22 protein-coding genes and 1 pseudogene are annotated in these 24,197 nt (G+C 54.9%); 13 read left to right on the top strand and 10 right to left on the bottom strand.

All coding sequences use genetic code 11. The features are described 5' to 3' along the window. Window positions 1-24: 24 nt before the first annotated feature. Both ACRZ9U_RS07760 and ACRZ9U_RS07755 read right to left on the bottom strand, forming a co-directional pair. On the bottom strand, window positions 25-831 hold the full coding sequence (locus ACRZ9U_RS07760) for a phytanoyl-CoA dioxygenase family protein (protein ID WP_480570451.1): 807 nt from the start codon (window positions 829-831) through the stop codon (window positions 25-27). A gap of 4 nt (window positions 832-835) precedes the next feature. Next, window positions 836-1,894, bottom strand: a complete 1,059-nt coding sequence (locus ACRZ9U_RS07755; RefSeq protein ID WP_170396195.1) for an L-idonate 5-dehydrogenase — start codon at window positions 1,892-1,894, stop codon at window positions 836-838. 69 nt (window positions 1,895-1,963) lie between these two features. On the opposite strand from ACRZ9U_RS07755, the gene ACRZ9U_RS07750 reads away from it, so the two are divergent. Next, window positions 1,964-2,731, top strand: a complete 768-nt coding sequence (locus tag ACRZ9U_RS07750; RefSeq protein WP_170403472.1) for an SDR family oxidoreductase — start codon at window positions 1,964-1,966, stop codon at window positions 2,729-2,731. Window positions 2,732-2,778: 47 nt separating this feature from the next. Here ACRZ9U_RS07750 and ACRZ9U_RS07745 read toward each other — a convergent pair whose 3' ends face one another. Genes ACRZ9U_RS07745 through ACRZ9U_RS07725 form a run of 5 tightly spaced genes read right to left on the bottom strand, consistent with a single transcriptional unit; the run spans window position 2,779 to window position 7,713 of the window. Next, the gene (locus tag ACRZ9U_RS07745) at window positions 2,779-3,369 is read right to left on the bottom strand and encodes a LysE family transporter (protein WP_170403474.1); all 591 of its coding nucleotides are present in this window, start codon (window positions 3,367-3,369) and stop codon (window positions 2,779-2,781) included. 16 nt (window positions 3,370-3,385) lie between these two features. Continuing rightward, window positions 3,386-4,309 (bottom strand): 2-hydroxyacid dehydrogenase, encoded by a 924-nt coding sequence (locus ACRZ9U_RS07740; RefSeq protein WP_170403476.1) that lies wholly within the window; start codon window positions 4,307-4,309, stop codon window positions 3,386-3,388. Next, complete coding sequence (locus ACRZ9U_RS07735) at window positions 4,302-5,150, bottom strand: fumarylacetoacetate hydrolase family protein (protein WP_170403478.1); 849 nt, start codon at window positions 5,148-5,150, stop codon at window positions 4,302-4,304. Before ACRZ9U_RS07735 ends, ACRZ9U_RS07740 begins: the two co-directional genes overlap by 8 nt. A gap of 11 nt (window positions 5,151-5,161) precedes the next feature. Further along, window positions 5,162-6,958: an IlvD/Edd family dehydratase gene (locus tag ACRZ9U_RS07730; RefSeq protein ID WP_170403480.1), complete on the bottom strand. Its 1,797-nt coding sequence runs from the start codon at window positions 6,956-6,958 to the stop codon at window positions 5,162-5,164. Next, on the bottom strand, window positions 6,955-7,713 hold the full coding sequence (locus tag ACRZ9U_RS07725; RefSeq protein ID WP_170403482.1) for an SDR family oxidoreductase: 759 nt from the start codon (window positions 7,711-7,713) through the stop codon (window positions 6,955-6,957). Before ACRZ9U_RS07725 ends, ACRZ9U_RS07730 begins: the two co-directional genes overlap by 4 nt. 190 nt (window positions 7,714-7,903) lie before the next feature. Between ACRZ9U_RS07725 and ACRZ9U_RS07720 the strand changes: the two genes are divergently transcribed. Both ACRZ9U_RS07720 and denD read left to right on the top strand, forming a co-directional pair. Next, complete coding sequence (locus ACRZ9U_RS07720; protein ID WP_170403486.1) at window positions 7,904-8,788, top strand: NAD(P)-dependent oxidoreductase; 885 nt, start codon at window positions 7,904-7,906, stop codon at window positions 8,786-8,788. Beyond that, the gene (denD, locus tag ACRZ9U_RS07715; protein ID WP_170403488.1) at window positions 8,785-9,753 is read left to right on the top strand and encodes a D-erythronate dehydrogenase; all 969 of its coding nucleotides are present in this window, start codon (window positions 8,785-8,787) and stop codon (window positions 9,751-9,753) included. The genes ACRZ9U_RS07720 and denD overlap by 4 nt, the downstream gene beginning before the upstream one ends. Here denD and ACRZ9U_RS07710 read toward each other — a convergent pair. Next, the gene (locus tag ACRZ9U_RS07710; RefSeq protein WP_170403493.1) at window positions 9,750-10,400 is read right to left on the bottom strand and encodes a GntR family transcriptional regulator; all 651 of its coding nucleotides are present in this window, start codon (window positions 10,398-10,400) and stop codon (window positions 9,750-9,752) included. The two genes, denD and ACRZ9U_RS07710, sit on opposite strands and share 4 nt — an antisense overlap. Window positions 10,401-10,597: 197 nt before the next feature. On the opposite strand from ACRZ9U_RS07710, the gene ACRZ9U_RS07705 reads away from it, so the two are divergent. The 10 genes and pseudogenes from ACRZ9U_RS07705 (at window position 10,598) to ACRZ9U_RS07660 (ending at window position 21,602) form a co-directional block, all read left to right on the top strand. Next, a complete protein-coding gene (locus tag ACRZ9U_RS07705) occupies window positions 10,598-11,611 on the top strand; it encodes a TRAP transporter substrate-binding protein (protein ID WP_170396175.1) in 1,014 nt (337 codons plus the stop codon). Between the two features lie 79 nt (window positions 11,612-11,690). Beyond that, a complete protein-coding gene (locus ACRZ9U_RS07700) occupies window positions 11,691-12,860 on the top strand; it encodes a mandelate racemase/muconate lactonizing enzyme family protein (protein WP_170403496.1) in 1,170 nt (389 codons plus the stop codon). 16 nt (window positions 12,861-12,876) lie between these two features. After that, a complete protein-coding gene (locus tag ACRZ9U_RS07695) occupies window positions 12,877-13,719 on the top strand; it encodes a TRAP transporter small permease subunit (protein ID WP_480885728.1) in 843 nt (280 codons plus the stop codon). Continuing rightward, complete coding sequence (locus tag ACRZ9U_RS07690) at window positions 13,719-15,341, top strand: TRAP transporter large permease (protein WP_170403499.1); 1,623 nt, start codon at window positions 13,719-13,721, stop codon at window positions 15,339-15,341. The genes ACRZ9U_RS07695 and ACRZ9U_RS07690 overlap by 1 nt, the downstream gene beginning before the upstream one ends. 10 nt (window positions 15,342-15,351) lie before the next feature. After that, window positions 15,352-16,302, top strand: coding sequence for a phytanoyl-CoA dioxygenase family protein (locus tag ACRZ9U_RS07685; protein ID WP_170403502.1), 951 nt, complete (start codon window positions 15,352-15,354; stop codon window positions 16,300-16,302). 24 nt (window positions 16,303-16,326) lie between these two features. Further along, window positions 16,327-17,829: a UxaA family hydrolase gene (locus ACRZ9U_RS07680; RefSeq protein ID WP_480901546.1), complete on the top strand. Its 1,503-nt coding sequence runs from the start codon at window positions 16,327-16,329 to the stop codon at window positions 17,827-17,829. Beyond that, window positions 17,826-18,830, top strand: a complete 1,005-nt coding sequence (locus ACRZ9U_RS07675; protein WP_170403505.1) for a Gfo/Idh/MocA family protein — start codon at window positions 17,826-17,828, stop codon at window positions 18,828-18,830. The genes ACRZ9U_RS07680 and ACRZ9U_RS07675 overlap by 4 nt, the downstream gene beginning before the upstream one ends. A 94-nt stretch (window positions 18,831-18,924) precedes the next feature. Continuing rightward, a pseudogene (locus ACRZ9U_RS07670) lies at window positions 18,925-19,857 on the top strand (NAD(P)-dependent oxidoreductase); the annotation flags it as partial. Between the two features lie 3 nt (window positions 19,858-19,860). Beyond that, window positions 19,861-20,742 (top strand): DMT family transporter, encoded by an 882-nt coding sequence (locus ACRZ9U_RS07665; protein WP_170396161.1) that lies wholly within the window; start codon window positions 19,861-19,863, stop codon window positions 20,740-20,742. Further along, window positions 20,739-21,602: a sugar kinase gene (locus ACRZ9U_RS07660; RefSeq protein WP_170403512.1), complete on the top strand. Its 864-nt coding sequence runs from the start codon at window positions 20,739-20,741 to the stop codon at window positions 21,600-21,602. Before ACRZ9U_RS07665 ends, ACRZ9U_RS07660 begins: the two co-directional genes overlap by 4 nt. On the opposite strand, the gene ACRZ9U_RS07655 is transcribed toward ACRZ9U_RS07660, so the two are convergent. Together ACRZ9U_RS07655 and uxaC are read right to left on the bottom strand one after the other, a co-directional pair. Beyond that, window positions 21,589-22,785, bottom strand: a complete 1,197-nt coding sequence (locus ACRZ9U_RS07655) for a mannitol dehydrogenase family protein (protein ID WP_170403515.1) — start codon at window positions 22,783-22,785, stop codon at window positions 21,589-21,591. The genes ACRZ9U_RS07660 and ACRZ9U_RS07655 overlap by 14 nt on opposite strands. Then, the gene (gene uxaC / locus ACRZ9U_RS07650; protein ID WP_480901543.1) at window positions 22,786-24,129 is read right to left on the bottom strand and encodes a glucuronate isomerase; all 1,344 of its coding nucleotides are present in this window, start codon (window positions 24,127-24,129) and stop codon (window positions 22,786-22,788) included. Window positions 24,130-24,197 lie beyond the last annotated feature (68 nt).

Below are 24,197 nucleotides of genomic sequence, written 5' to 3'. Positions count from 1 at the left end.
GTTCTGAGCTTGCGAAGGGAACCATTACACTCCGGCGAAGAGTATTTGTTTCTTGCGGTCTGCATCCCTTTGACACAAAACGAAATCGTGCTCATGCAAAAAGCCCTGAGGGGAGGACGCAAGTAAAAAATGCCCAAAATCATCTCGCCCTGCGACTAGCGCAACCAAAGTTTTCACGCCATTCTGCTGTTTCATTGAAGGCTTTATGAAACGCAACGCCGCACCAATGCGTCTATCGTCTGTGTTATTGGGCCCGGATGCGTGAAAGAGATGCCCGTGATGCATGGATGCCTGCCCCGCACGCAATTCGGCAGCAACTGCATCTTTTTCGTTCACATCGACTGCGATTTCCTGCCCACGTGATAACAGATTGTTTTCGCTGAAAGTGTCCACGTGAGGCACGATACGGCTTTTGTGGCTGCCAGGAACAAACTTCATACACCCGCTTTGCTCAGACGCTTCTGAAATCGCAACCCAACAGGTAACCTCTTCAGCATCATCCAATCCCCAATAGGTCAAGTCTTGGTGCCACGAGACTATCTTCGATGATCGCGCTTCTTTTACGAAAAGTGCACCGCTCCAAACCATGAGGTCCGGCCCTAACACCGTTGAAGCAGCCTCAATCAGCTTCGGATGGCGAAGTAGTGCATCGAATGATGGTATCAGCCTGTCCGGATAAGAATATAGAAGCTTGAGTTTATCTGGGTCGTCTCTGAGAATGCGCTCAGCTTTCTCAAAATCATTGCGCAGCGCTTGGACCTCAGAAGCTGTCAGGATATCCAGCGGAGCTACGAAACCGTCTCTTTCATAAGTCTTTGCAATATCACTCATTCGTCTATCCATCGTCATTTTCTGGAAACGTTAACTGCACCTTCATTGATTGGGTTCGATCAGACGCGACCTCGAAAGCAGTGATGGCCTCGCCTACCTCGAAGGAATGCGTCACCAACTGGTCGACGTTTATTAGTCCGCTTCGCATCATCTCGACCGCGACTGAGAACTCGGAATGGAAACGGAAAGACCCGCGAAGCACTATCTCTTTTGCAGTCAACGCCTGCATCGGCACAGTCATATCTCCGCCCAGACCAAGCTGAACCAATGTTCCACCCGGTCGCAAGCATGCGACGCCAGAAGCCAGAGCCGATTGAGCCCCGGAACACTCCAGTTGTACATCAACCTGACCCTTGTCGTTTTCAAACTGCTCCAGTTTTTGCGGATCGGTGTAGGTGTTGATGACATCGTCTGCCCCGCATTCACGCGCCAGAGCGAGGGTCTGGTCCGAGATATCCGTCGCCACTATTCTGGCCGCCCCAGAACGACGCGCCGCCAAGATCGTGAGGCAGCCGATTGGACCGCATCCCGTGATAAGTACCGTTTTACCTAAGAGGCTCCCGGCTTGTTTAATCGCGTGCAAACAGACCGCCAAAGGTTCGGCCATAGCGGCCTGCGCAGGACTTAACCCATCTGCTGGAACGCATTGACTGGCTTTCGCTACGAGTTTGCTTTGAAAAGCGCCTTGGATATGCGGGAACGGCATCGCGCTGCCATAGAACTTCATATCAAGACAGTGGTTTTGCTGCCCGTTCAGACAATAAATGCAGGCTTGGCAAGGTCGGGATGGAGAAACTGCAACCAGTTGACCTAAATACAACCCCTGCACACTTGACCCAACTCTCACTATTTCCCCGGCGATTTCGTGTCCAAGCACCATCGGTTGACGCAACTTGATCGCGCCAAAACCACCGTGGTTATAATAATGCAGGTCAGAGCCGCAAATCCCTCCCGCGCGCATGGCAATCAAGACTTCGTCTGGCCCCACGTCGTGCACATCCCGGTTTTCCAACCTCAGATCTTTTGCGGCATGGATAACAACAGCAACACTGGCCGAAGACATTGCACGGACTCCCTATACAGATTGCCAAAAGATACGGATAGTCGGTGCTGACAACCAAGGGATTTTTGCATGACGCTTGAAATGTTTAGCCTAGAGGGAACACGCGCGCTCGTAACAGGCTCTAGCCAAGGCATTGGATTTGCGTTGGCTCGTGGTTTGGCTGCCGCCGGTGCGCAGGTCGTTTTGAACGGACGCGATGCCACTAAACTAGCGGCAGCAGCATCCGAGCTGAGCGAAACAGGTGCCTCGGTACGCGAACTTTCGTTCGATGCAACCGATCATGAAGGTGTCCGATCTGCTGTGGACGACTTTGAAGAAAAAGTCGGCCCAATAGACATCCTGATAAACAACGCCGGAATGCAACACAGGACGGAGTTACAGGATTTCCCCGCTGATGCCTTCGAGCGCCTGCTACAGACAAATGTAGCGTCCGTCTTTCACGTCGGTCAGGCTGTGGCACGGCACATGATTGAAAGAAAGTCTGGTAAGATCATTAACATTGCGTCGGTTCAATCCGCATTAGCAAGACCGGGTATTGCGCCTTACACGGCGACAAAAGGCGCCGTGACCAATCTTACAAAAGGAATGGCAACTGATTGGGCTAAGTATGGTCTAAACTGCAATGCCATTGCGCCTGGATATTTCGATACACCTTTGAACGCCGCCTTGGTTGCCGACCCAGAGTTTAGCTCATGGCTTGAGAAACGTACCCCGGCCGGTCGCTGGGGCAATGTAGAAGAACTTGTCGGCGCCGCCATTTTCCTTGCTTCCCCTGCATCCAGTTTCGTCAATGGTCATACTCTCTATGTCGATGGTGGAATAACGGCGTCACTTTGATCTGCAGCTTCCAATCGCCTGCTAAGTAAGACCGACTTAGATATCGTTCATAGCGCCGACCCCAAGGCAATCACCACAACCACCATTAATGAAGCGGCCATCGCAATATTGATCCTTTGATGCGATCTCTCGCTTAAATCAAGGCTACCCAGCTTTGCGCCAGCACCCAGCCAGATCATGTGCACTGGAACCCAAATCATATTGAATACTACGATTTTTATGACGACCTCCCAAACGGGCGCATCGGGCAAAAAGGCAAACCCTGAAAACAATGCTGTGCCGACCACGTAAGCCTTGGGATTGATGAACTGAAGTGTCAGACCGTTCGCAAAACCAAGCGGCGAAACCGCAGGAGAAAATCCGACCTTTGAGCCGGCGCTGGCAATACGCCAGGCGAGAAATACCAAATACCCGACAGAGGCGAATAGCAACAAAGTTCTAAGCACCGGTACAGCCAAAGCAACCGCAGCGACTCCAGAGACAACTAACATCATGTTGATGAACCCGCCCAGCATCAGACCAGCCACAAAGGCGAGTCCAGCTCGAAAACCAAAAGCTGATCCAATACCCGCGGTTGTTAGAACACCCGGGCCCGGCGTAATCAGTAGAAAGAAAACCGCGACAGCAAACTCAAACACTTTTCAGATTGGCCTATTACAGATCTCTGCATTCCGGCACAGCTGTGATCACCGATCCGTCCTTATGGTGTTGCAGCAGATTGTCGACAGTCAGGTCACCCATTGCTGCACGCGTCTCAAAAGTCGCGCTACCAGCGTGAGGGAGCAGAACGACATTGGACAACTCGCGCAATGCTTTTGGAACGCGCGGTTCGTCCTCGAAGACATCAAGCCCTGCCCACCCGAGCTCACCGTTTTGCAATGCACTAATTAAGGCAGTTTCGTCGACAACTGAACCTCGACTAACGTTTATCAGAGTGCCGCCTGCCCCCAACGCGCGCAACACCTCAGCGTTGACCAGCCTATTGGTCGACGGGCCGCCGGGCGTGATGCATATGAGGACGTCCACATGCTCTGCCATTTCAACCAAATTGTCGAAATATCGGTACGGGACATCCTTTTGTTTGCGGGTGTGATATGAGATTTCGGGTGCCCACGGCTCCAACTTATCAACAATCGCCTGACCAATGCGACCAAGACCAAGAATGCCTATTTTTTGATTGTCCGCTGATCGCGTCAAAGGGGCATTACCTTCAACTTCCCACCGTCCGGACCGAACGTAATTATCGTCACGTGTGAGCTCTCGATAACAAGACAGCAACAGCAGAACGGCGGTGGTTGCGACTTCTTTGTTCAACACATTGGGCGTGTGAGTCACAACAATTCCTCGCTCAGCCGCAGCACTTGCGTCGACGGCGTCGTAGCCGACTCCATAGACGCTGATTACCTTCAAATTACTGAGTGAAATCATTAGGTCATGCGGAACGCCATCATGCCCGTTCGTTACGATATGCGTAATACTTTCCGCGTTGAAATCGTCCAATTGTTGAATATTGAACACTGAGGACAGGCGTTCTCGCATCCGTTCAGTGATCCCTCCGATTTGCAACAAGTCAGTCATCTTGGCCGACCTTTTGCCGCTGAACACCAAGCCCATCGATACGAAGCTCCATGACGTCGCCTTTTTTCAGATAAACTGGTTCCGGTTTGATCCCCATTCCAACACCGGGCGGTGTTCCGGTTGAAATGACGTCACCGGGGTGCAGCGTAAAAAGTTGGCTTAGATGCTCAATGATCTCGGCAACGGAAAAGATCATCGTGGCGGTATTCCCGGTTTGCATGCGCTGACCGTTTACATCCAGTGACATACCAAGATTCTGGGGATCCGGCACCTCATCCCGGGTCACTAACCACGGGCCGGTAGGGCCAAATGTGTCGCAGGATTTTCCTTTGGTCCATTGACCTGTCAGTTGCGTTTGAAAATGCCTTTCCGACACGTCGTTTACGATGCAATAGCCCGCAACATATTCGAGTGCGTCGGCCTTGGGAACGTATTTGGCTGTCTTACCAATGACGACGCCCAGTTCGCATTCCCAGTCGGTACGGGTGGATCCCCGCGGCATGACAACATCTTCATAGGCACCAATGACGGCTGAGTTCGCCTTGAAAAAAAGTATCGGATGCTCGGGAATATCTGCGCCGGTTTCTGCAGCATGGTCTGAGTAGTTCAAACCGATGCAAAGAAATTTGCCGATGTCACCGACACACGGCGCGATACGAGGGTCACCCTCTACAATTGGCAGGTTGTTCGGATCCAATGACCGCAGGTTATCAAGCGTTCCGTCATCCAACATATCCCCCGTGATATCATTGATATGAGCGGACAGATCCCGCAATTGACCCTCAGAGTCGACCAGGGCTGGCTTTTCCGAGCCCTTGGCTCCGTAACGAACAAGTTTCATTTCTGTTCCTTTTAGTGGTTATCGCGTGGCATGAAGCCTCGCGCGATATCGCGGTAGTTTTCTGCACCCTTGAGCGTCATACCGCGATCCAACCGATCTACTTTTTCGCGGAATAATTCCTGCCAGGGGGATTGGTTGGGCGGGGTTGAATAACCACCCTTTGCCTCCAGATCGCGGGCGCGTTCATGCAGTTCTTCAAGCGAAACCAGCATATCTGCTGTGCCTTTTCCAAGATCGATGCGCAGTCGGTCGCCATTTCGCACCAAGGCCAACCCACCACCCTCTGCAGCTTCGGGTGAGGCATTCAGGATAGACGGACTTCCTGATGTACCGGATTGCCGTCCATCACCGATGCAAGGAAGGGCTTCTATGCCCTGTTTCAACAAATGTGCGGGCGGCCGCATGTTCACGACCTCTGCAGCACCAGGGTATCCTTTTGGTCCCGCTCCGCGCATAATCAGTATACAGTTTGCGTCGATGTTTTCTGCAGGATCATCGATCCGATGGTGAAAGTCCTCAGGCCCATCAAACACAACCGCCCTGCCCTCAAATGCATCAGGATCATCCGGGTTCGACAGGTAGGTCTCTCGAAATGCCTTTGAGATCACAGATGTTTTCATAATCGCACTCTCGAACAGGTTGCCCGAGAGATTGATGAACCCCGCCTGTTGCTTAACCGGGCTACTGACAGGCTTGATTACGTCGCTATTCTGAGACCGGCGCGTCGAGCAGTTATCGCCCATCGTCTTACCGTTCACCGTTATCGCATCGGGATGCGGCAGCAATCCAGCATCAAGAAGCTCTCCGACAACGGCGGGTACACCTCCGGCCTGTTGGTAATCTTCGCCCAAATACTCACCCGCAGGCTGCATGTTAACCAACAGTGGAACGTCGTGGCCAAGTTTCTGCCAGTCATCGTTGGTCAACGGAACACCAAGATGCCGAGCGATTGCATTCAGGTGGATCGGCGCATTCGTCGATCCACCAATCGCAGAGTTGATAACAATCGCATTCTCAAAAGCCTGACGTGTCATCACATCGCTGGGGCGTAGATCCTCCCAGACCATTTCCACAATGCGTTTACCCGTTTCATAACTGATTTGACCGCGCTCTCTATACGGGGCTGGAATGGCTGCTGATCCGGGCAATTGCATACCCAAGGCCTCAGCAAGCGAATTCATGGTCGTTGCTGTTCCCATCGTATTGCAATAACCCACCGAAGGTGCTGCGGCGGCTGCGATTTCCATGAACTCATCGGTGTCAATTTCGTCAGCCGCAAGGTCTTCGCGCGCTTTCCAAATAACCGTTCCCGATCCAGCGCGCTCACCTTTCCACCAGCCGTTGAGCATGGGACCGACCGACAGGGCGATCGCTGGGATGTTGACGGTCGCAGCGGCCATAAGAAGCGCGGGCGTGGTCTTGTCGCAACCAATGTTCAGAACAACGCCATCAATCGGATACCCGAATAGACTTTCAACCAAGGACAGATAAGCCAGGTTGCGGTCGAGTGACGCCGTTGGCCGTTTACCTGTCTCTTGTATCGGGTGGACCGGTATTTCAATGCACGTTCCCCCGGCGGCGATGATTCCATCGCGAACACGTTTGGACAATTCGATATGATGCCGATTACAGGGGCTCAAATCACTGCCGGTCTGAGCAATGCCAATGATCGGTTTGCCTGATTGCAGTTCCTCACGGGTCAATCCGTAATTCAGGTATCTTTCCAGATACAATGCAGTCATCTCAAGGTTCTCAGAATTCATGAACCACTTGCGAGATCGCAAATCGTTTTTTGATACTTTTGTCATTGGCCTGACCAACCCCCGTCAATTATGTGCGTGTGTCCTGTGGTGAATGCACTTTCATCGCTCGCCAGATAGACGACCAATGCAGCAATCTCTTCTGCTTTCGCTACACGCCCCATAGGCTGACGCGCCACAAATTGTGCAAGGGCCTCTTCTCTGCTGCCCAATTGCTCTCCCAACGCATCTACGCGGTCACGCCAACTGGGACTGTCGACTGTTCCCGGACAAATGCAATTGCACCGGATTCCTTTTGTTATGAAGTCCACGGCCACCGATTTCGTCAGCCCGACAACAGCGGCTTTTGTCGTTCCATATACAAAACGATTTGGCGCACCGATTATGGAACCCAGCGCGGAAGACATATTGATTATCGAGCCTCCTCCGCGCGCTAGCATTCCCGGCAATACAGCCTTTGTCGTGCGCACCATTGAGCGCACATTAAGGTCCATGGCAAAATCCCACTCTTCATCGGTTGCATCCAGAATAGTTCCGTGATGCACGAACCCTGCGCAGTTGAACAAAACGTCCGGCTTCGCTCGCGCGACCCCATGATGAATGCTGTCATTATTCGTCACATCCATCTCGAAAATTTCGAGATTTTCGAGATTCTGACCGCGAATCAAATTTAGTTTTTTGGGGCTAATATCCGTCGCATAGACTTTTGCACCCTCTCTTGCCATTGCAATTGCGCTTGCAAGTCCGATCCCCTGTGCGGCGGCTGTGACCAGGACGCTTTTTCCCTTAAGTCTTTCTGACATATAAATATTCCGACCTCAAAAGTGGCGACTGGACAAGTGTTACGTCGTCCCACAGATCAACCTAGAAGCAAAGAAACCTTGGCGGATTTGCAACGACTTCTGGCATGTGGGCCCAGAGCCGTTAGCGTATGACAGAGATTTTGGTTTGGCCATAACCATGCGTGGCGCACCTTCGGAAGGACAGTAGATGATGAGCAAGCAGTTCAAAGTGGCTCTGTTGGGAACCGGCCTGATGGGAGCTCCTATGGCGCGGAATATTTTGCGCGCCGAGTTTCCGCTCACTGTATGGAACCGCAGCTTGAAAAAGGCAAAACCGTTGACAGCAGAAGGCGCGACATTGGTGGAAACTGCCCCGCTGGCGGTTTCGGGTGCAGACGTAATAATAACCATGCTCTCGGATGGATACGCGACCGGCGCGCTACTTGCTGACGAGGCTTTCCGCGAGCAACTCAATCCGGGGATGATATGGATTGATATGTCGAGCGCCAAACCCGAACACGCAAGAGAGCAATCCGCGCAGCTTTCCTCGATGGGGGTGCTGCATCTGGACGCCCCGGTTTCCGGTGGCACCAAAGGTGCCGAAGCTGGCACCCTTGCGATCATGGTCGGTGGCGATCAGGACGTTATGGAGCGCGTGCGACCGGTTCTGACAGCAATGGGCCGGCCTGTACATGTTGGCCCAAGTGGTTCTGGTCAATTGTGCAAATTGGCCAATCAAACAATTGTCGCTGTAACAATATCGGCAGTCGCCGAGGCGACTCTACTGGCTCAGCAAGGTGGTGCGGACCCCACCGCGTTGAGGGCCGCACTGAAGGGGGGCTTTGCGGATAGTATTATCTTGCAACAACATGGCGAACGCATGTCTGATGGAAATTTTGCACCCGGAGGTTTGTCTAAGTTTCAACTAAAGGATTTGGACAACACGCTGGAGGAAGCACGAAGCCTTGGCGTTGAGCTACCTAGCACCCGATCTGTGCGCGACCGTTTCGAATATCTGATAGACGAAATGGATGGGGCCGAACTGGATCATTCAGCTTTGTATCTAGAACTCAAAAAACGGAACGGAATGCTGTGACGCGGATCCTGATTATAGGCGGCGGAGGAATGCTGGGCCAGAAACTGGCCCATCGCGTGTCGACCCAAGAAACCTTTGGAGCCGATGCCCAAGTCTCACTGTTCGATCTCTCGTTCCCGCCCGACAGTGCGGCAGGTAATCAAATTGTGGGGAACTTGACTGCGTCAGGCATAGCTAAGTCTTTTGCTACGCAGCGGCCAGACGTCATTTTTCATCTTGCAGCTATCGTTTCAGGCCAAGCTGAAACAGACTTTGCGTTGGGTTGGGATGTAAACCTTATGGCAACGTGGGCACTGCTGAACGCACTTAAGGATGAACACGAGGCATCAGGAAACGAGTACACACCTCGTCTGGTTTTTGCCTCGTCCATAGCAGTTTTTGGGTCACCATTCCCCGAAAAGATAAGCGATGAGTTCCTCTCGGCACCTTTGACAAGTTACGGAGCGCAGAAAGCGGCGGCTGAATTGATGATCACGGATTTCAGCAGGAAAGGATATATCGACGGTATTTCCTTGCGCTTGCCCACTTTGTGTGTGCGCCCGGGCAAAGCCAACGCTGCTGCTTCGTCCTTCTTTTCAGGTATAATCCGAGAGCCATTGAATGGGGATGAGGCTGTCTTGCCAGTTGCCGAAACTGTTCGTCACTGGCACGCCAGCCCCCGCGCCGCTGCGACTTTTTTGACCCACGCAGCAACAATGGACACGCAGCTTTTGAATGACAGACGCGCATTGAACATGCCTGGCGTAAGTTGCACCGTCGCCGAACAAATCGAAGCTCTGCGCAACGTGGCAGGTCAAGAAGCGGTTGGCCTAATCAGGCGAGAACCCGACGAGGCAATCGAACGAATAGTCAAGAATTGGCCGCGCGACTTTCAAACAGATCGCGCTCTGGAGTTGGGGTTCGAAGCGGAATCAAGCTTCGACGATATAATTCAGGTGTATTTGGAAGACGATTTTCGGCTTTAGTCGCCCATCGTCTTTCCAGTTAGATGGCGTTCCAGATGGTCGTGAATTTTCTCTCGTGTTAACTGCTCATCCCCTGACAATGCTGCTTCAAGTATATCGGCATGGTGTCTTATGTTCTGAGAAATGAATTCAAAGTTCCGGTCTGCCACCATCAACTGCTGTCTGAATTGCGCATAAACTCGGCTATGCATTTGTTTTAAGGTTTCCGAGCCACAGGCAGAAATAAGTGTTTGGTGAAATTCCTTTTCCGAGGCAAACCATATCTCGATAAGGCCGCTCGGGTCGTCTGTGGCGTGAATGCGTTTTTCGATATGGCTGAGTTTGTGATGTGCGGCCGTCAATCTTGCTTCCCAATCCACCCCGCCCTTACGGATCGACATTGCGGTGCCTTCGGCCTCCAACAGAACACGGACATGCGTCAATTCGATAAGCTTCTGCGGCGAACGCATTGGCACGCGGAAACCTTTTTGTTCCTGAAAGTCCACCAAACCAACAGCGGCCAAACGAAAAAGGACTTCACGAACGGCGCTCGCAGAACAGCCATACACTTTACGAAGTTCTTCAGCCCGCACCTTCGCTCCATGCTCGAATCCATTAGAGATCAGGCGCATCTTAAGATCTTGATAAATATCTATTTCGTCGTTCATTCCAGTATGCACCTTCAAGTTTTGTCCAAGTAGCGTCCTAACCTTATTTTCGAATTATCGCAAGAATCTCGAAATTTTTAGAAATTTCAATTTTTTCTTGTTGCATTCGATTCGTCGGCTTAACGTTTACCTGCGCGACAGCAAAGGAGGCGGCAAGATCTTCCACACCGCGCACGCTCAACGTCTGGGAGGACAATATGAAAATAGTCAAGACAGCGGCCCTGGCGGCCGTAGCCACGACAATGGCAGCCGGTTTCGCGATGGCTGAAACAACGAAGCTTAGAATTCAAACCCATTTTTCGCCCGAAACTCTGTCAGGCCAGATGGCTGCAAAATTCGTTGAAGACATTCAGGAAATGTCGAACGGCGAAATCGAAGTCGAAATGTTCTATTCCTCTTCGGTGGTCAAATCAGTTGAAACCTTCGATGCCGCAGCTACAGGAATTCTGGATTGCGACATGACGGGCGGCGGCTATCAGACCGGTAAAAACCCGGCCTTCCAGTTTGCGGGCGACCTGCTCGGCGGATATCAGAACCCATATCAGCAAATGGCTTGGCTTCTTCATGGCGGCGGAAGAGAAGCTGTAAATGATCTATACAACGGCTACGACATGGAATTCATCGGATGGTGGATTCCCGGGCCAGAGTCGCTGTCTTCGACCAAGCCGATTGCAAAAGTGGAAGACTTCAAAGATTGGAAGTTCCGCTCGCCTCCAGGCCTTGCTACCAAGGTGTTCGCGGAACTTGGTGCTTCTCCGATCGTGATGGACTTCAACGAAATCTTCACGGCTTTGGAAACCGGTATCATTGATGGTGCGGATGCTGCGAACCTGACGAACAATGTGGGCCTCGGTCTGTACGAGATCGCAGGCCACACAAACTATCCCGGTTTCCACTCGATGCCTGCAGATCACCTAGCTTGTCGCAAAGACGTCTGGGAAGCGATGCCCGCGCATCACAAGAAGATCATGGAAGTCGCAATGGATAGCCTGGCATTGCACAATGCCACAATCAATGAAGTGCAGAACGCTCAGACTGCAAAAGACCTGAAGGCAAAAGGCGTTCAGTTGTACGAATGGTCGCCTGAAGACCTGGCAGCGTATCGCGCGGCCGTTCAGGTCGGTTGGACGGAGTTCGCAACGACACCTGAAGCACAGGCGCTTTTGGAAAGCCACATCAACTTCCTGCGTGACCTGGGCGCAATGCAGTAATCAGGCTTCGATCGAACTACGACACACGGAAAGGCCGCACTTGCGGCCTCTCCGGATCGGCGCCGGGATCCAGAACTTCATGAAAATCACCAGAATAATAAGTCATGTACTGCAGTACGACATGCCGGAAGTTCTGGGCTACTCGCAACAGTATTATGACAAGCGTACAACCCATCTGGTCGAGATTCAGACAGATGAAGGGGTAACCGGTTGGGGGGAGTGCTTTGGTCCCGGAAACGTAGCCATTGCGAACAAATCCATCGTGGAAAAGGTAATCCAACCAATGGTCCTTGGCATGGACCCTTTGGACAAAGACGTGATCTGGCACAAGGTGTACAATCTTTTGCGAGACCATGGCCAAAGCGGAATGCCAATACAGGCTTTGTCTGGGGTGGACATCGCACTTTGGGACATCTCCGGCAAAATCTCTGGCCTCCCCCTCCATAAGCTTGTCGGCGGGGCTCATCGCGCAAGCGTTCCTTGCTACGGCTACGGCATGATGCTCCGGGATGAACCGATTTCTAGTCTTGCAAGCCGTTTTGAGGATGAAGCCGCAAAGATCAAGTCAATGGGATTTACCGCCACCAAAATGAAAACGGGCTTTGGCCCGAAGCCTGATGTGAAACTGTGCGAAGCAGTAAGACGCGGAGTTGGTGACGACTTTCCTTTTATGGTCGATGCAAACCATGCCTATACGACTTCAGACGCGTTCTTTGTCGGTCGGGCGCTGGAAGAACTGGACGCATATTGGTACGAAGAACCGGTCGCGCCAGAAGACATTGACGGATACCGCGAACTGCGCACTTCGCTTAAAGTAAACATCTCGGGCGGAGAGGCGGTATTCAATCGCTGGGCATGGCGCAATCTTCTTGAAAACCGTGGCATCGATATCGCGCAGCCAGAGGTTTGTGCTTTGGGCGGTGTTTCAGAGTATCTCAGGGTACTGTCTCTATGCCACGCACATTTCACTCCGGTCGTAAATCACGTCTGGGGTAGCGCCATCGCCGTCGCAACTAATCTGCATTTACTAGCGGCCATGCCCGCAATTCCAGGCGGCTTGCATCCATGGGAGCCGATGCTGGAGTTCGACACAACGGACAACAAGTTTCGGGACGATCTGCTGACCGAACCGCTGGAAATTCAAAATCAGGTCAAGGCCAACAACGGCCGTGTCACGATCCCGACTGGCCCCGGATTGGGTGTCGAGCCGGACCGAGACTTTATCGATCACTACAGGATCGAAGGATAGGGACGAGGGTTACGCGATGCACAAGAACTCAGGCGGACTAATTGAATGGCTCATACCGTTGGCCTTCGTCGCAACAGCCAGCTGGCTTGTTTGGCATCTTCCCGCATTCCTATTGGACTGGCTGCCTTACACCTCTGAATCCCTCAAAAGTCAGGTAACTGAAATATATCTGCGCAGCGACGTTACGCCCGAATTGTCTGGCGCATTCGGGGGGTATGTCGACATCATCGACATGGCCGCGCTCGTCCTTCTACCGTTTCTTGCAGTGATTGGTACCAAGACCGTGCGCCCGGCGACGATGGAGTTCGAAGGCTCGACGGTTATGGACCGTTTCGCCCTGTTCATAGGTCGAGTGACGATGATGATGATAGCAATCATGACTGTCGTCATGCTCTACGAAGTCTTCATGCGTTATATCCTGGAGAAGCCGACCGAGTGGGCCAACGAAATGACACTCTGGTTCGCCAGCTTTGTGTTTTTAATGTCTGGCTACTACGCCATGCAGCAACGCAGTCACATTCGAATATTCCTGATGTACGACGCAGTTCCACGTTGGCTTCAGCGCGTTTTTGATACGGTTTCGACTATACTGATCGTGCTATTTGCCTTCTTTCTTGTCTACGGCAGCTACAAACAGGTGTTCGTCAATAAGCTCTACAAATGGGAGCTTTATGGCTCTGCCTTCAATCCTCCGATCCCGGCGACGTTGCAGCCGATGGTGCTGATAGTGATTACGCTCGTCGCAATGCAAGCAATTTTGAACTTGGTCGCGGATTGGAACAAAGAACCGGAAATCCACACAGATGAACCGGACGAAGACGAAATTGAAATGATCAAACGGGCGGTGGGACAAGACTGATGGACATTGGAACAATCTCACTCATCCTGATGGTCGCCCTGATTGTGCTTCTGGCGATCGGGATGCCCTTGGGTCTGGCCTCGGCTTCGCTTGCGGTTCTGGTTCTTGTGCTCAAGTTCGAACCGACACTGCTTTTAAACCCGTTTTCATTCGGCGACGGGATTCTCACCGGTCGGCCAGGGACTGGGCCGCTCTATATCCTGGCGCAGAAGATATACGGGCTCTTAACGGACTACGTGCTCATATCCGTGCCATTGTTTATCTTCATGGCGTCGCTGCTAGAGCGGTCCGGGATCGCGCGCGACATGTATTCGTCGCTGAATGTCTGGCTGTCCAGAACACGCGGCGGCATCGCGATCGTGACCTCGATCATGGCGGTGATCATGGCTGCCATGTCCGGCATCATCGGCGGTGAGGTTGTCCTGCTGGGCCTTATCGCCCTGCCCCAGATGCTGCGCCTGGGCTACGATCAGAATCTCGCGATCGGCGTCATCTGCGCCTCAGGGTCTCTGGGCACCATGATCCCTCCTTCGATCGTTCTGATCATCTATGGGCTGATCACCGAAACCTCGATCAAGTCGCTGTTCACCGCGTCTTTCATTCCCGGCTTCATGCTGGCCTCGATGATCATCCTGTACATCATCATCCGCACGCGGTTGAATCCTCATCACGCTCCGCTGCCGGAACCGGACCCAAACGACCCAGAACCGGCCGAAAAACGCAAATTGTTTGGGGCCTTCATGAGCATCGTTGTCGCCGGATTTTCCACCGTTCTGTTTATCCGGGCCGCGTTTTTCGAGCTCTCAGGCTCGAACGCTGCCAGCCAGGGTGAGCCCGCGAGGCTGGGAACGGCTGACTACCTGCCCTGGTTTGCCGGCATCACGATCGTCGCCCTTCTGCTGATTTTCTTCGTCTTTGGCAGACAGCGCGCAAAAATCGGTTGGGAAATGGGCAAGGGTCTCGTCGCGCCGCTGGTTGTAATCGGCGTCGTGCTCGGCTCGATCTATGGCGGGATCACAGGGATCACTGAGGCTGCTGGCATGGGCGCCTTCGCCGTCCTGATCATCGCCATCCTACGAGGCGAAGGATCGTTCGAGCTGGTTTGGGACAGCTTGATGCGGACACTAAAATCCACAGGCACCATCATCTGGGTTACGATCGGGGCCGCCGCGCTGGCGGGTGCCTACACCATTGCTGGAGGGCCCCAATACGTGGCCGACCTGATCGTCGGCCAGGAGCTGCCGACCATGTTGGTCATTCTGGTAATGATGCTGATCTTGCTGTTCATGGGCGCATTCATGGATTGGGTCGGCATCGTACTGTTGATCATTCCGGTCTTTCTGCCGATCGTCCTGCGCCTTCCTATCGAGGAAATCGGAGTCTTTGGCCAGTTGGAGCCGAGTCATGTCGCCATCTGGTTCGGCGTCGTGTTCTGTATGAACATGCAGGTCAGCTTCCTCTCGCCCCCTTTCGGCCCGGCCGCGTTCTACCTGAAGTCAGTGGCCCCGCCGCATATCAGCCTAACGGATATCTTCCGCGGCTTCCTGCCATTCATCGGGATCCAGTTGCTGGCGCTTTCCGTTCTTCTGATCTGGCCTGGCATCATCGCGCTGCTGTTGTGAGGTTGCACCCATGCTGACACAAGATCAGATTGGCAAGTTCCAGACCGATGGATACCTCGTGGTTGAGGATGTAATTCCCGGCGATGTCCTGGGTCGGGTGCAAGCGGAATACTCGGATGTCCTGAACCGGCTCTATGACTGTTGGTACGAAAAAGGGCTGGTCAAGGACGAGCCGTCCGGAATGACCTTCTGGGACAAACTTCTGTCCGCCTATCAGGCCGGATGCGACTATTTCCAGCCGCTGGACATCTCGCTGCCCGGCGATCGGATCATGGCGGACACACCGTTCCATATTGGGCCCGCAGTGTTCGACTTGCTGACGGCCCGTCCCATGCTTGACATCGTCGAGCAGCTGATCGGGCCAGAGTTGGTGAGCAATCCAATCCAGCACGTTCGGCTGAAGCCCCCTGCCCTGAAGCTGTCCAAGGACGAGGTGCGCGCGCACATCACCGCAACGGACTGGCATCAGGATCGAGCGGTTGCGCTGGAGGATGCTGATCAGACCGACATGGTCACGGTGTGGATTGCCGTCAACGATGCAACCGTCGAAAACGGCTGCCTGCAAGTGCTGCCGAAGGCACCGGACCAAACCATCCTGCCGCATTGTGCCCGGACGCAGACAGGCATTGCTGACGGGTTCATTGATGAAGGCCGCACCGTACCCCTTCCTGTCAAGGCCGGCGGGATAATCCTGTTTCACCCTTTGACGCCACACGCTTCGCTGATCAATAAAACGGACCGGTTCCGCTGGTCGTTCGACATCCGCTTTAGTGCAGCAGGCCAACCGACCGGTCGAGATCATTTCCCCAGCTTCATCGCGAGGTCCAGATCGCGCCCCGAAACCGAGCTGCGAGATTGGCGCGTCTGCAAGTCCAATTGGGAGGCGGCACGAGCAAGACTGTCTGGCAAGCCGCATATAGATATTCACCGGTGGTCATCGGACTCACCGTTCTGCGCCTAGCTGCTGCCGCCAGGAAAGCTGATTATGACTTTTGTACGTTTAGATCGAACGGATAGCGTGGTGGTTGCAACTCGGCACCTGGAGGCCGGCAGTATGGTCGAGGATGTCACGACCAATGCGCGCATCCCCTCGGGGCACAAGGTCGCCACGCGGAATCTTGCACTCGGCGATCCGGTCAGAAAGTACGCCCAGATCATCGGCTACGCCACCCAACCGATTGAACCCGGCGACCATGTGCACACCCACAATGTCGAGTTCCGCAACACCAGCGTGAACTACGAGTTTGCGACGGATCACAGACCCACGAAACCCGCCAACTCGGTCGATACGTTTATGGGCTACCACCGGGATAGCGGTCGGGTCGGCACGCGCAACTACATCGCGGTTCTGACCACCGAGAACTGTTCGGCAACTGCGGCCCGCATGATCGCCAATCACTTCACGCCGGACAAGCTGGCCGAGTTTCCGAACGTCGACGGCGTGGTGGCCTTTGTCCACGGAACGGGCTGCGGAATGGCCGATTCCGGCGACGGTTTTGAAGCCCTTCAACGGGTCATGTGGGGGTTTGCAAAACACCCCAACCACGCTGCCGTTCTGATGGTCGGTCTAGGCTGCGAGATGAACCAGATCGACTGGCTGCTGGACGCGTATGGGCTGAAGCAAAGTCCCACCTTCCAGACGATGAACATCCAGAACGTCGCCGGATTGCGTCGGACCGTGGAAATGGGCATCAACAAGATCAAAAAGATGCTTCCCATTGCCAATGAGGCGAGGCGCAGCGAAGCCCCGGCGTCCGAACTGATGGTTGCGCTGCAATGCGGTGGCTCGGACGCTTGGTCCGGCGTGACCGCGAACCCGGCGCTCGGACATGCCTGCGACCTGTTGGTTGCGCAAGGCGGCACAGGTGTCCTTGCGGAAACACCCGAAATTTACGGAGCCGAACACCTTTTGACCCGCCGCGCCCTTAGTCGCACAACTGGGGAAAAACTGATCGGACTGATCGATTGGTGGCAGGACTATACCGCTCGCAATCACGGTTCGATGGACAACAACCCAAGCCCCGGCAACAAGCAAGGGGGTCTGACGACCATCCTAGAGAAGTCGCTGGGGGCAGCGGCGAAGGGCGGCACCACCCCTTTGACCGGTGTATTCAAATACGCCGAACCCATCACCGCCAAAGGCTTCACCTTCATGGACAGCCCCGGATATGACCCGGCCTCAGTGACCGGGCAGATCGCGGCTGGGTGCAACCTTGTGTGCTTCACCACGGGACGCGGCTCTGCATTTGGGTCCAAACCGGCACCCACGCTGAAAATCGCTACCAACTCTGAATTGGCAGCACGCATGCCCGAAGACATGGACGTGGATGCGGGCGACATTCTGACCAAAGGCGCCAGCGTCGAAGAAAAAGGACAGGAAATATACCGACGGCTGCTCCAAGTCGCCTCTGGCGCGCGGACCAAGTCCGAGGCGCAGGGCTTGGGTGACTACGAATTTGTTCCCTGGCAAATCGGAGCGGTGATGTGAAACGGATCCTTGTAGCCGGCGGCGGATTAATCGGTATCCGCCACGTCCGCGCCGTGATTGAGCATCCCGGCTGCATGTTGGTCGGGTTGGCCGATCCAGATGGCTCGATCCAGATCGACGCACCGCGTTTTGCTAGTATGGACGAGGTGCAGGACCCGGTAGATGGCGTCATCATCGCCACTCCGACCCGCCTGCATGCCGAACATGGCATTCTGGCCGCATCCCGCGGTTGGCACATGCTGATCGAAAAGCCGGTTGCCGCGTCGGTCGATGATGCACTGCGCCTGAAGACGGCCGTTCGCCAGGCCAATGTCCGCAGTCTTGTAGGCCACCATCGGCGGTATCATACAATCTTGCAACACCTGAAGGAGGTGATCGCGCAAGGTACGATCGGACAAGTCATCAATGTCTCGTTGCTGTGGGCCATGCGCAAACCCGACAGCTATTTTGAACAGAACTGGCGGACTTCCGATGGCAGCCCAGTCATGATCAATCTGGTGCATGATATCGATGTCCTGCGCTTTGTGATCGGAGAAATCTCGGATGTCGTCGCCCTGCCCGGAGCGCCCATCCGCGGATCGGAACGGATAGAAAGCGGGGCTGTCGCGATCGCATTCGAAAACGGCGCGACGGGCACTATCAGCTTTGCCGATACCGCACCCAGCCCCTGGGGGTTTGAGGCCGGAACCGGCGAAAACCCGAACATCGGCACGACCCATCAGGACATGATCTGGATCACGGGAACCAGTGGCGCTGTGAGCTTTCCCTCCATGACCCTGTGGCGCGGACAGGATTGGGGCACTGCGGCCCAAAAAGACCAACTTACACGACCAGAACAACAACGCGCACCGCTGGAGGTGCAGCTGGATCACTTCCTTGACGTGATCGATGGCGCTCCTCCACTGATTGACGTCGAGGATGCAGCCCGAACGCTCGAGGTCACATCACGGATTGAACAGGGGCTAAAGGCGCGAACGACTCGAGCGCAGGCGCCGGCCTGATGGACATGCGGCCCGGCCAAATGCCGGACCACCCAAAAACCAATGATTATCCACCGGGCAATATGAGCATAAAAAAAGCAAAGCCGCCCGCAACAAACACAAGAATAAAAACCAGACACATTCACGGAAAGGGAAACCAATGAGCAAACCATCAATCGGGTTTATCGGCTTGGGATTAATGGGCGGAGCCATGGTGAGCCGACTGTTGGACCAAGGATATTCGGTCGCTGTATTGGGAAACCGCGACCGCACGTACTTGGACGCCGCGATTGACCGAGGCGCCCGCGAGATGCGAAACGCCCAAGAACTGGCTCAGGCCAGCGACATCGTGATGCTGTGCATGGGCACCTCCGAACAGGTCGAGAGCCGAATGCACGGTGCAGATGGAGTGATTGCGGGATTGAAGTCCGGCGCGATTGTCATCGACTTTGGCACCTCGCTTCCTGGCAGCACACGCGCCTTGGCCGAGGAGGTTGCCGCAGCTGACGGAAGCTATCTTGATGCACCGCTTGGCCGGACACCTTCACACGCGCTAGAAGGCAAGCTCAACATTATGACGTCTGGCGACAAGGCTGCCTTTGACAAGGCCGAGCCGACACTGAAAGATTTGGGCGAAAACGTTTTTTACCTTGGCCCCGTTGGGTCCGGGCACACGATCAAGCTGATCAACAACTTCTTCGGAATGACCGTTGCGAACGCGATGGCCGAAGCCTTTGCCATGGCTGACATCACCGGTGTTGACCGCAAGCAGCTGTATGATGTGATGGCCGCAGGGCCGCTGCATTCCGGAATGATGGATTTCGTCAAAGCCTATGGCGTTGAGAGCGACCCAAATCAGCTGGCCTTTGCCATCAAGAACGCGGCAAAAGACCTCGGGTATTATGACCGAATGGCGCGCGAGGCGGGCGTTACCAGCGTGATGTCGCAGGGCGCGCTTTCGGCGCTGAATGACGCCCGCGACCACGGTCAGGCGGATGACATGGTAAGCCAGATGGTTGACTACTACGTTAAGCGTTTCAACACTTGATCGATGGCCGTCTCCGCCAACCCCACCGCTGACCTGCCGCGCCTTGGCATTGTGCTGATGTTGATGGCGTGGCTGTTCTTTTCGTTGGTTGACCTTGGGGCCAAGTGGTTGGCGTTGGCCGGAGTGCCGGCATTTCAGTTGGCGTTCATGCGCTATGCGGGGCACTTCGTGATCTCAGTGGGCGTGATCGCCAAGGGCGGGATAGAGGCCGGTCGGTTCAAGACTGACCATCCATGGCAGGTGATAAGCCGGGCCTTGCTGCTGATCTCGGCGACCGTTTTCAATTTTTATGCCCTACGGTTTTTGCCACTGACCGTTGTGTCGGCAATCATGTTCTCAAGCCCGGTCATCGTGTGCTTTCTGTCCGTCTTTGTATTGAAAGAAAGCGTGGGCCCATGGCGTTGGGCGGCTATCATCCTGGGCTTTCTGGGGGTGTTGGTTGTCGTACGGCCGTTTGGTTCGGCCTTTCATCCGACCATGCTGCTGATCGTATATAATGCCACCGCTTTGGCCTTGTACTCGATCATGACGCGCAGGCTGTCCGGGGTCGTTGCCGTGGACACTATGCAGTTCTACCTCGGGCTTACCGGTACGGTGGTCCTGTTGCCGTTCGCCATCTGGTTTTGGGTCCAGCCAGAAAACACGTGGAGCCTGATTGTACTGATCGGCCTTGGTGTGTTTGGCTGGTGCGGGCATCAACTGCTGACGAACGCGCATCGGTTTGGAACGGCGAACCAGTTGATGCCATTCACCTATTCGTTCCTAATCTACGTGGCAATCTGGGGTTATCTGTTCTTTGACACGGTACCGGACGCATTCACGTTGGCGGGGGCTGCGCTGATCATGGCTGCCGGTCTCATCATCTGGAAAAGAGAAAAGAAATGACGCGAATTGCCTGCATCGGCGAAGCAATGATCGAATTGTCCATGCTGGAAACCGGCGCGAAGGTGGGCGTCGCGGGGGATACGCTGAACACTGCCATCTACATGCACCGTGCCGCGCCTGACCTGCAGGTGGAGTATGTGACATGTCTAGGCGACGATCCGTTCTCAAGGCGTATCGTGGACTTCATCGCCAGTCATGGCATCGGAACATCAGGCATCCGTATCATTCCGGACGCCTCTCCGGGACTATACGCGATCACGACATCTGCGGACGGTGAACGCAGCTTTACCTATTGGCGCAGCGAGGCAGCCGCCCGTCAGCTTTTTGCCGATCACGACTTCAGCCCGCTGAACGGTTACGACGTGCTGTACTTGTCAGGGATTTCCGTGGCCATTCTTCCGCATGCAGTCAGGCTTGCGCTTCTGGACTGGCTCGAAGGCTCTTCCGTCCGGTTGGTATATGACAGCAACTTTCGTCCGCGTCTTTGGGACAGCGTCCAACACGCTCGGCAGATTAACCAACGGCTTTGGCAACGTGCAGACATTGCCCTGCCGTCCATTGACGACGAGATGGCATTGTTCGGGGAAAGCGCGGACCAGGTGGCTGCACGCTTTGCCGATCATCACGGTGTTGGTGCGTTGAAACGCGGAGAGAATGGCCCTTTATCCATCGGGCAGAACACTGACCAAACCTATGAACCTGCCGAAAACGTGCTGGATACGACAGCGGCGGGCGACAGTTTCAACGGTGGGTACCTCGCGGCCTTGCTGATGGGAAAATCACAGGCCGAGGCCCTGATGGCTGGACACAATCTGGCTTCCACCGTTGTTCAGTTCCGCGGCGCGATCATTCCCGGATAAGTGGCGCGAGATCCTCAGCACCAACGAGACCCAAAAGCGGCACTACCGGGTCCGGCTGCTTGACGGCCTTGGCAATTTCCGACGCGCAAGGATCGTTCAGCGCCCTGCCCTTTGCGATCTCGGACATGCAATAGGAGATCCAGGCCCGCATCCCTGCAATCACCGCCTGAGAGCCGGTCTCACGGAGTGTGGGAACAAACCGATACGGCAGCTTCTGGCTGCCATCCATCGCGATTTGGTCCAGACGATGCGCCAGCTCGGGGTTTTCAAAGCGGCGCAACAAAGCCTCGGCATAATCCGGAACCTGTGCTTGCAGTGCAGCGGGCAGCGTTGCGCCCGCATCCTTCATCAACTCAGAAACCAGCGGGCGCAAAACCGGGTCTCGAACCGCTTCGTGGACGTAGGTCATGCCCCGCTCCAACCCGGCATAAGCCAACAGGGAATGGGCACCGTTCAACATGCGCAGCTTTCGCATCTCGTGCGGGGCTACGTCATCGACCAGTTGCACTCCCGGCCAATCCGGGTGCGGACCGGAGAAACTGTCTTCGATCACCCACTCCGAGAACGCCTCGGTCGGAACAGCCATAGGATCGCCGCTGATTGCGCGAACGGCGTCCGTGGTAGCCGGGGTGATCCGGTCGACCATCGCGTTGGGAAAGCGAACAGAGTCCCAATTCACGTCCAGACCGGCTGCTTCCGCAAAATCGGCAACTGCCGTTTCGAGCGTCTTGCCGTTTTCCATGCGATTGTCACAACTTAGTACCGTTACTGGCTTGCGCCGTTCCGCAAGGCCATAAGCTAAAAACCCGATCAGCGTCGCAGGCTCTTGCCCTGCCAGATCGGCGGCAATCGCCGGGTCCTGAAGGTTCAGCTTGCCCGCGGCGTCCAAGTGATAACCTTTCTCGGTTACGGTTGCCGAAATGATCTCGGCATCCGCCATCACATCGAATATCTCTGCGCGATCCTTGGGCGCGACCAGAACGTCACGCAGAGCTTTGATGCGCCGGACTCCCTGCCCCTGTACGCACAAATCGTACTCGAAACCCTGTCGGGCCAATCCATCCCGAACCGAGGATGAACGCAGGCTGACGCCGACAACGTCCCATCCGCCCGCTTGATCCGTGTAATCCAGCAAATGCGCCCGGGCAAAGTTTCCAAGGCCGAAATGAAGAATTGTACCCATTTACCTTTGCAACCCGTAAACCTGTTTCGCCAGATCGACCGCCAGCAATCGCGCCAGATGCTCGGCACTGTCCCGATCGAAATAGCCGCGCGCAACCTGCTCGGCCAGATGAATCGCCACACCCCGTCGCCACAGGTCGTGACGTGCAGGAATGGACAGGAAAGCCCGCGTGTCGTCATTGAAACCGGCCAGATTGTAATATCCGGCCGTTTCAACGACCTGATCGAAATACCGCGCAATCCCGGCTGGGCTGTCGTAGAACCACCAAGGCGGCCCGATCCGAAGGCACGGCCAATGTCCCGCCATCGGGGCCAGTTCGCGGGCATAGGTGCTTTCGTCCAGTGTGAACAGAATGATGCGCAGTTCCGCCGAGTTACCGACCCGGTTCAACAGCGCCTCAAGGCCCGTGACCCAATCCATCGCGATTGGAATGTCGGCCCCCTTGTCCCGTCCAAAGTCCCGCAGTACCGCGTGGTTCGTGTTGCGCTTGCTGCCAGCATGTATCTGCATTGTCAGACCATCATCGACAGACATCTGCGCCATTTCGATCAGCATATGCCCATAGAACCGGCGAGCATCCTGTTCGGTACCTTCCCGCCGTCTCAGCCGCTGGTACAGCGCATCCGGGTCGTCCAGCCACTCGGTCTTTATGCGTTCGATACCGTGGTCGGTGGCAGTACATCCCAGCTGGATGAAATAAGCCCGCCGCATTCGCAGCGCGTTGAGGTAGCCAACATAGCTGTCCAGATCGCAGTCTGTCAGCTCGGCCAACTTATTCAGGTTCTGTACGAACTCCGGGTCCGCCCCATCCAAAACCCCGTCTGGGCGGAACGTCGGAACAACCCGCCCGCCCCAACCGCTTGTTCGAATCTCCCGATGCTCAGCCAGGCCGTCGAGAGCCGAATCTGTGGTGGCCAGAACCTCGATCCCAAACCTGTCGAACAAAGCCCTCGGGCGAAATTCGGGACGCGTCAGCTTTTCTGAGATCTCATCATAAATCAGGTCAGCCGTGCGAGAAGACAACGCCTCAGACACGCCCAGCGTTTCGTGCAGCACGTAGCTTATCCAGATCCGGGATGGCGTTCCCAGAAACAGATGCCAGTGTTCGGCAAAGGTGCGAAAAACGGCGCGGGGATCCTTCTTTCGCCCCTTTTCCCCAACGCCAAGTTCGGACAAGGGAACGCCCTGCGAATAGAGCATACGGAATACGTAATGGTCGGGAACCACAAGCAGCTCTGCCGGGTTGGGAAACGGCTCATCGGTTGCAAACCACCCCGGATCGCAGTGACCATGCGGAGACACGATTGGCAGGTCCTTGATGCCCAAGTACAGGTTTTCTGCCATGCCATTCAAATTGCCAGTCAATTCTGCCTCCGATACTGCTGCCCGCAATTGTTAACACAGTTTTTAAT

Source organism: Ruegeria sp. D7 (assembly GCF_056534355.1).
This window is presented reverse-complemented; position numbering and strand designations above follow the sequence as displayed.

Coding starts and splice junctions, on each gene's coding strand:
- ACRZ9U_RS07755 (WP_170396195.1), bottom strand. CDS start 1,894: ATGTCTTCGGCCAGTGTTGCTGTTGTTATCCATGCCGCAAAAGATCTG.
- ACRZ9U_RS07665 (WP_170396161.1), top strand. CDS start 19,861: ATGGCCGTCTCCGCCAACCCCACCGCTGACCTGCCGCGCCTTGGCATT.
- ACRZ9U_RS07740 (WP_170403476.1), bottom strand. CDS start 4,309: ATGACTGACTTGTTGCAAATCGGAGGGATCACTGAACGGATGCGAGAA.
- ACRZ9U_RS07660 (WP_170403512.1), top strand. CDS start 20,739: ATGACGCGAATTGCCTGCATCGGCGAAGCAATGATCGAATTGTCCATG.
- ACRZ9U_RS07750 (WP_170403472.1), top strand. CDS start 1,964: ATGACGCTTGAAATGTTTAGCCTAGAGGGAACACGCGCGCTCGTAACA.
- ACRZ9U_RS07690 (WP_170403499.1), top strand. CDS start 13,719: ATGGACATTGGAACAATCTCACTCATCCTGATGGTCGCCCTGATTGTG.
- ACRZ9U_RS07730 (WP_170403480.1), bottom strand. CDS start 6,958: ATGACAAAAGTATCAAAAAACGATTTGCGATCTCGCAAGTGGTTCATG.
- uxaC (WP_480901543.1), bottom strand. CDS start 24,129: ATGGCAGAAAACCTGTACTTGGGCATCAAGGACCTGCCAATCGTGTCT.
- ACRZ9U_RS07705 (WP_170396175.1), top strand. CDS start 10,598: ATGAAAATAGTCAAGACAGCGGCCCTGGCGGCCGTAGCCACGACAATG.
- ACRZ9U_RS07725 (WP_170403482.1), bottom strand. CDS start 7,713: ATGTCAGAAAGACTTAAGGGAAAAAGCGTCCTGGTCACAGCCGCCGCA.
- ACRZ9U_RS07760 (WP_480570451.1), bottom strand. CDS start 831: ATGAGTGATATTGCAAAGACTTATGAAAGAGACGGTTTCGTAGCTCCG.
- ACRZ9U_RS07735 (WP_170403478.1), bottom strand. CDS start 5,150: ATGAAACTTGTTCGTTACGGAGCCAAGGGCTCGGAAAAGCCAGCCCTG.
- ACRZ9U_RS07720 (WP_170403486.1), top strand. CDS start 7,904: ATGAGCAAGCAGTTCAAAGTGGCTCTGTTGGGAACCGGCCTGATGGGA.
- ACRZ9U_RS07655 (WP_170403515.1), bottom strand. CDS start 22,785: ATGGGTACAATTCTTCATTTCGGCCTTGGAAACTTTGCCCGGGCGCAT.
- ACRZ9U_RS07685 (WP_170403502.1), top strand. CDS start 15,352: ATGCTGACACAAGATCAGATTGGCAAGTTCCAGACCGATGGATACCTC.
- ACRZ9U_RS07710 (WP_170403493.1), bottom strand. CDS start 10,400: ATGAACGACGAAATAGATATTTATCAAGATCTTAAGATGCGCCTGATC.
- ACRZ9U_RS07700 (WP_170403496.1), top strand. CDS start 11,691: ATGAAAATCACCAGAATAATAAGTCATGTACTGCAGTACGACATGCCG.
- ACRZ9U_RS07695 (WP_480885728.1), top strand. CDS start 12,877: ATGCACAAGAACTCAGGCGGACTAATTGAATGGCTCATACCGTTGGCC.
- ACRZ9U_RS07680 (WP_480901546.1), top strand. CDS start 16,327: ATGACTTTTGTACGTTTAGATCGAACGGATAGCGTGGTGGTTGCAACT.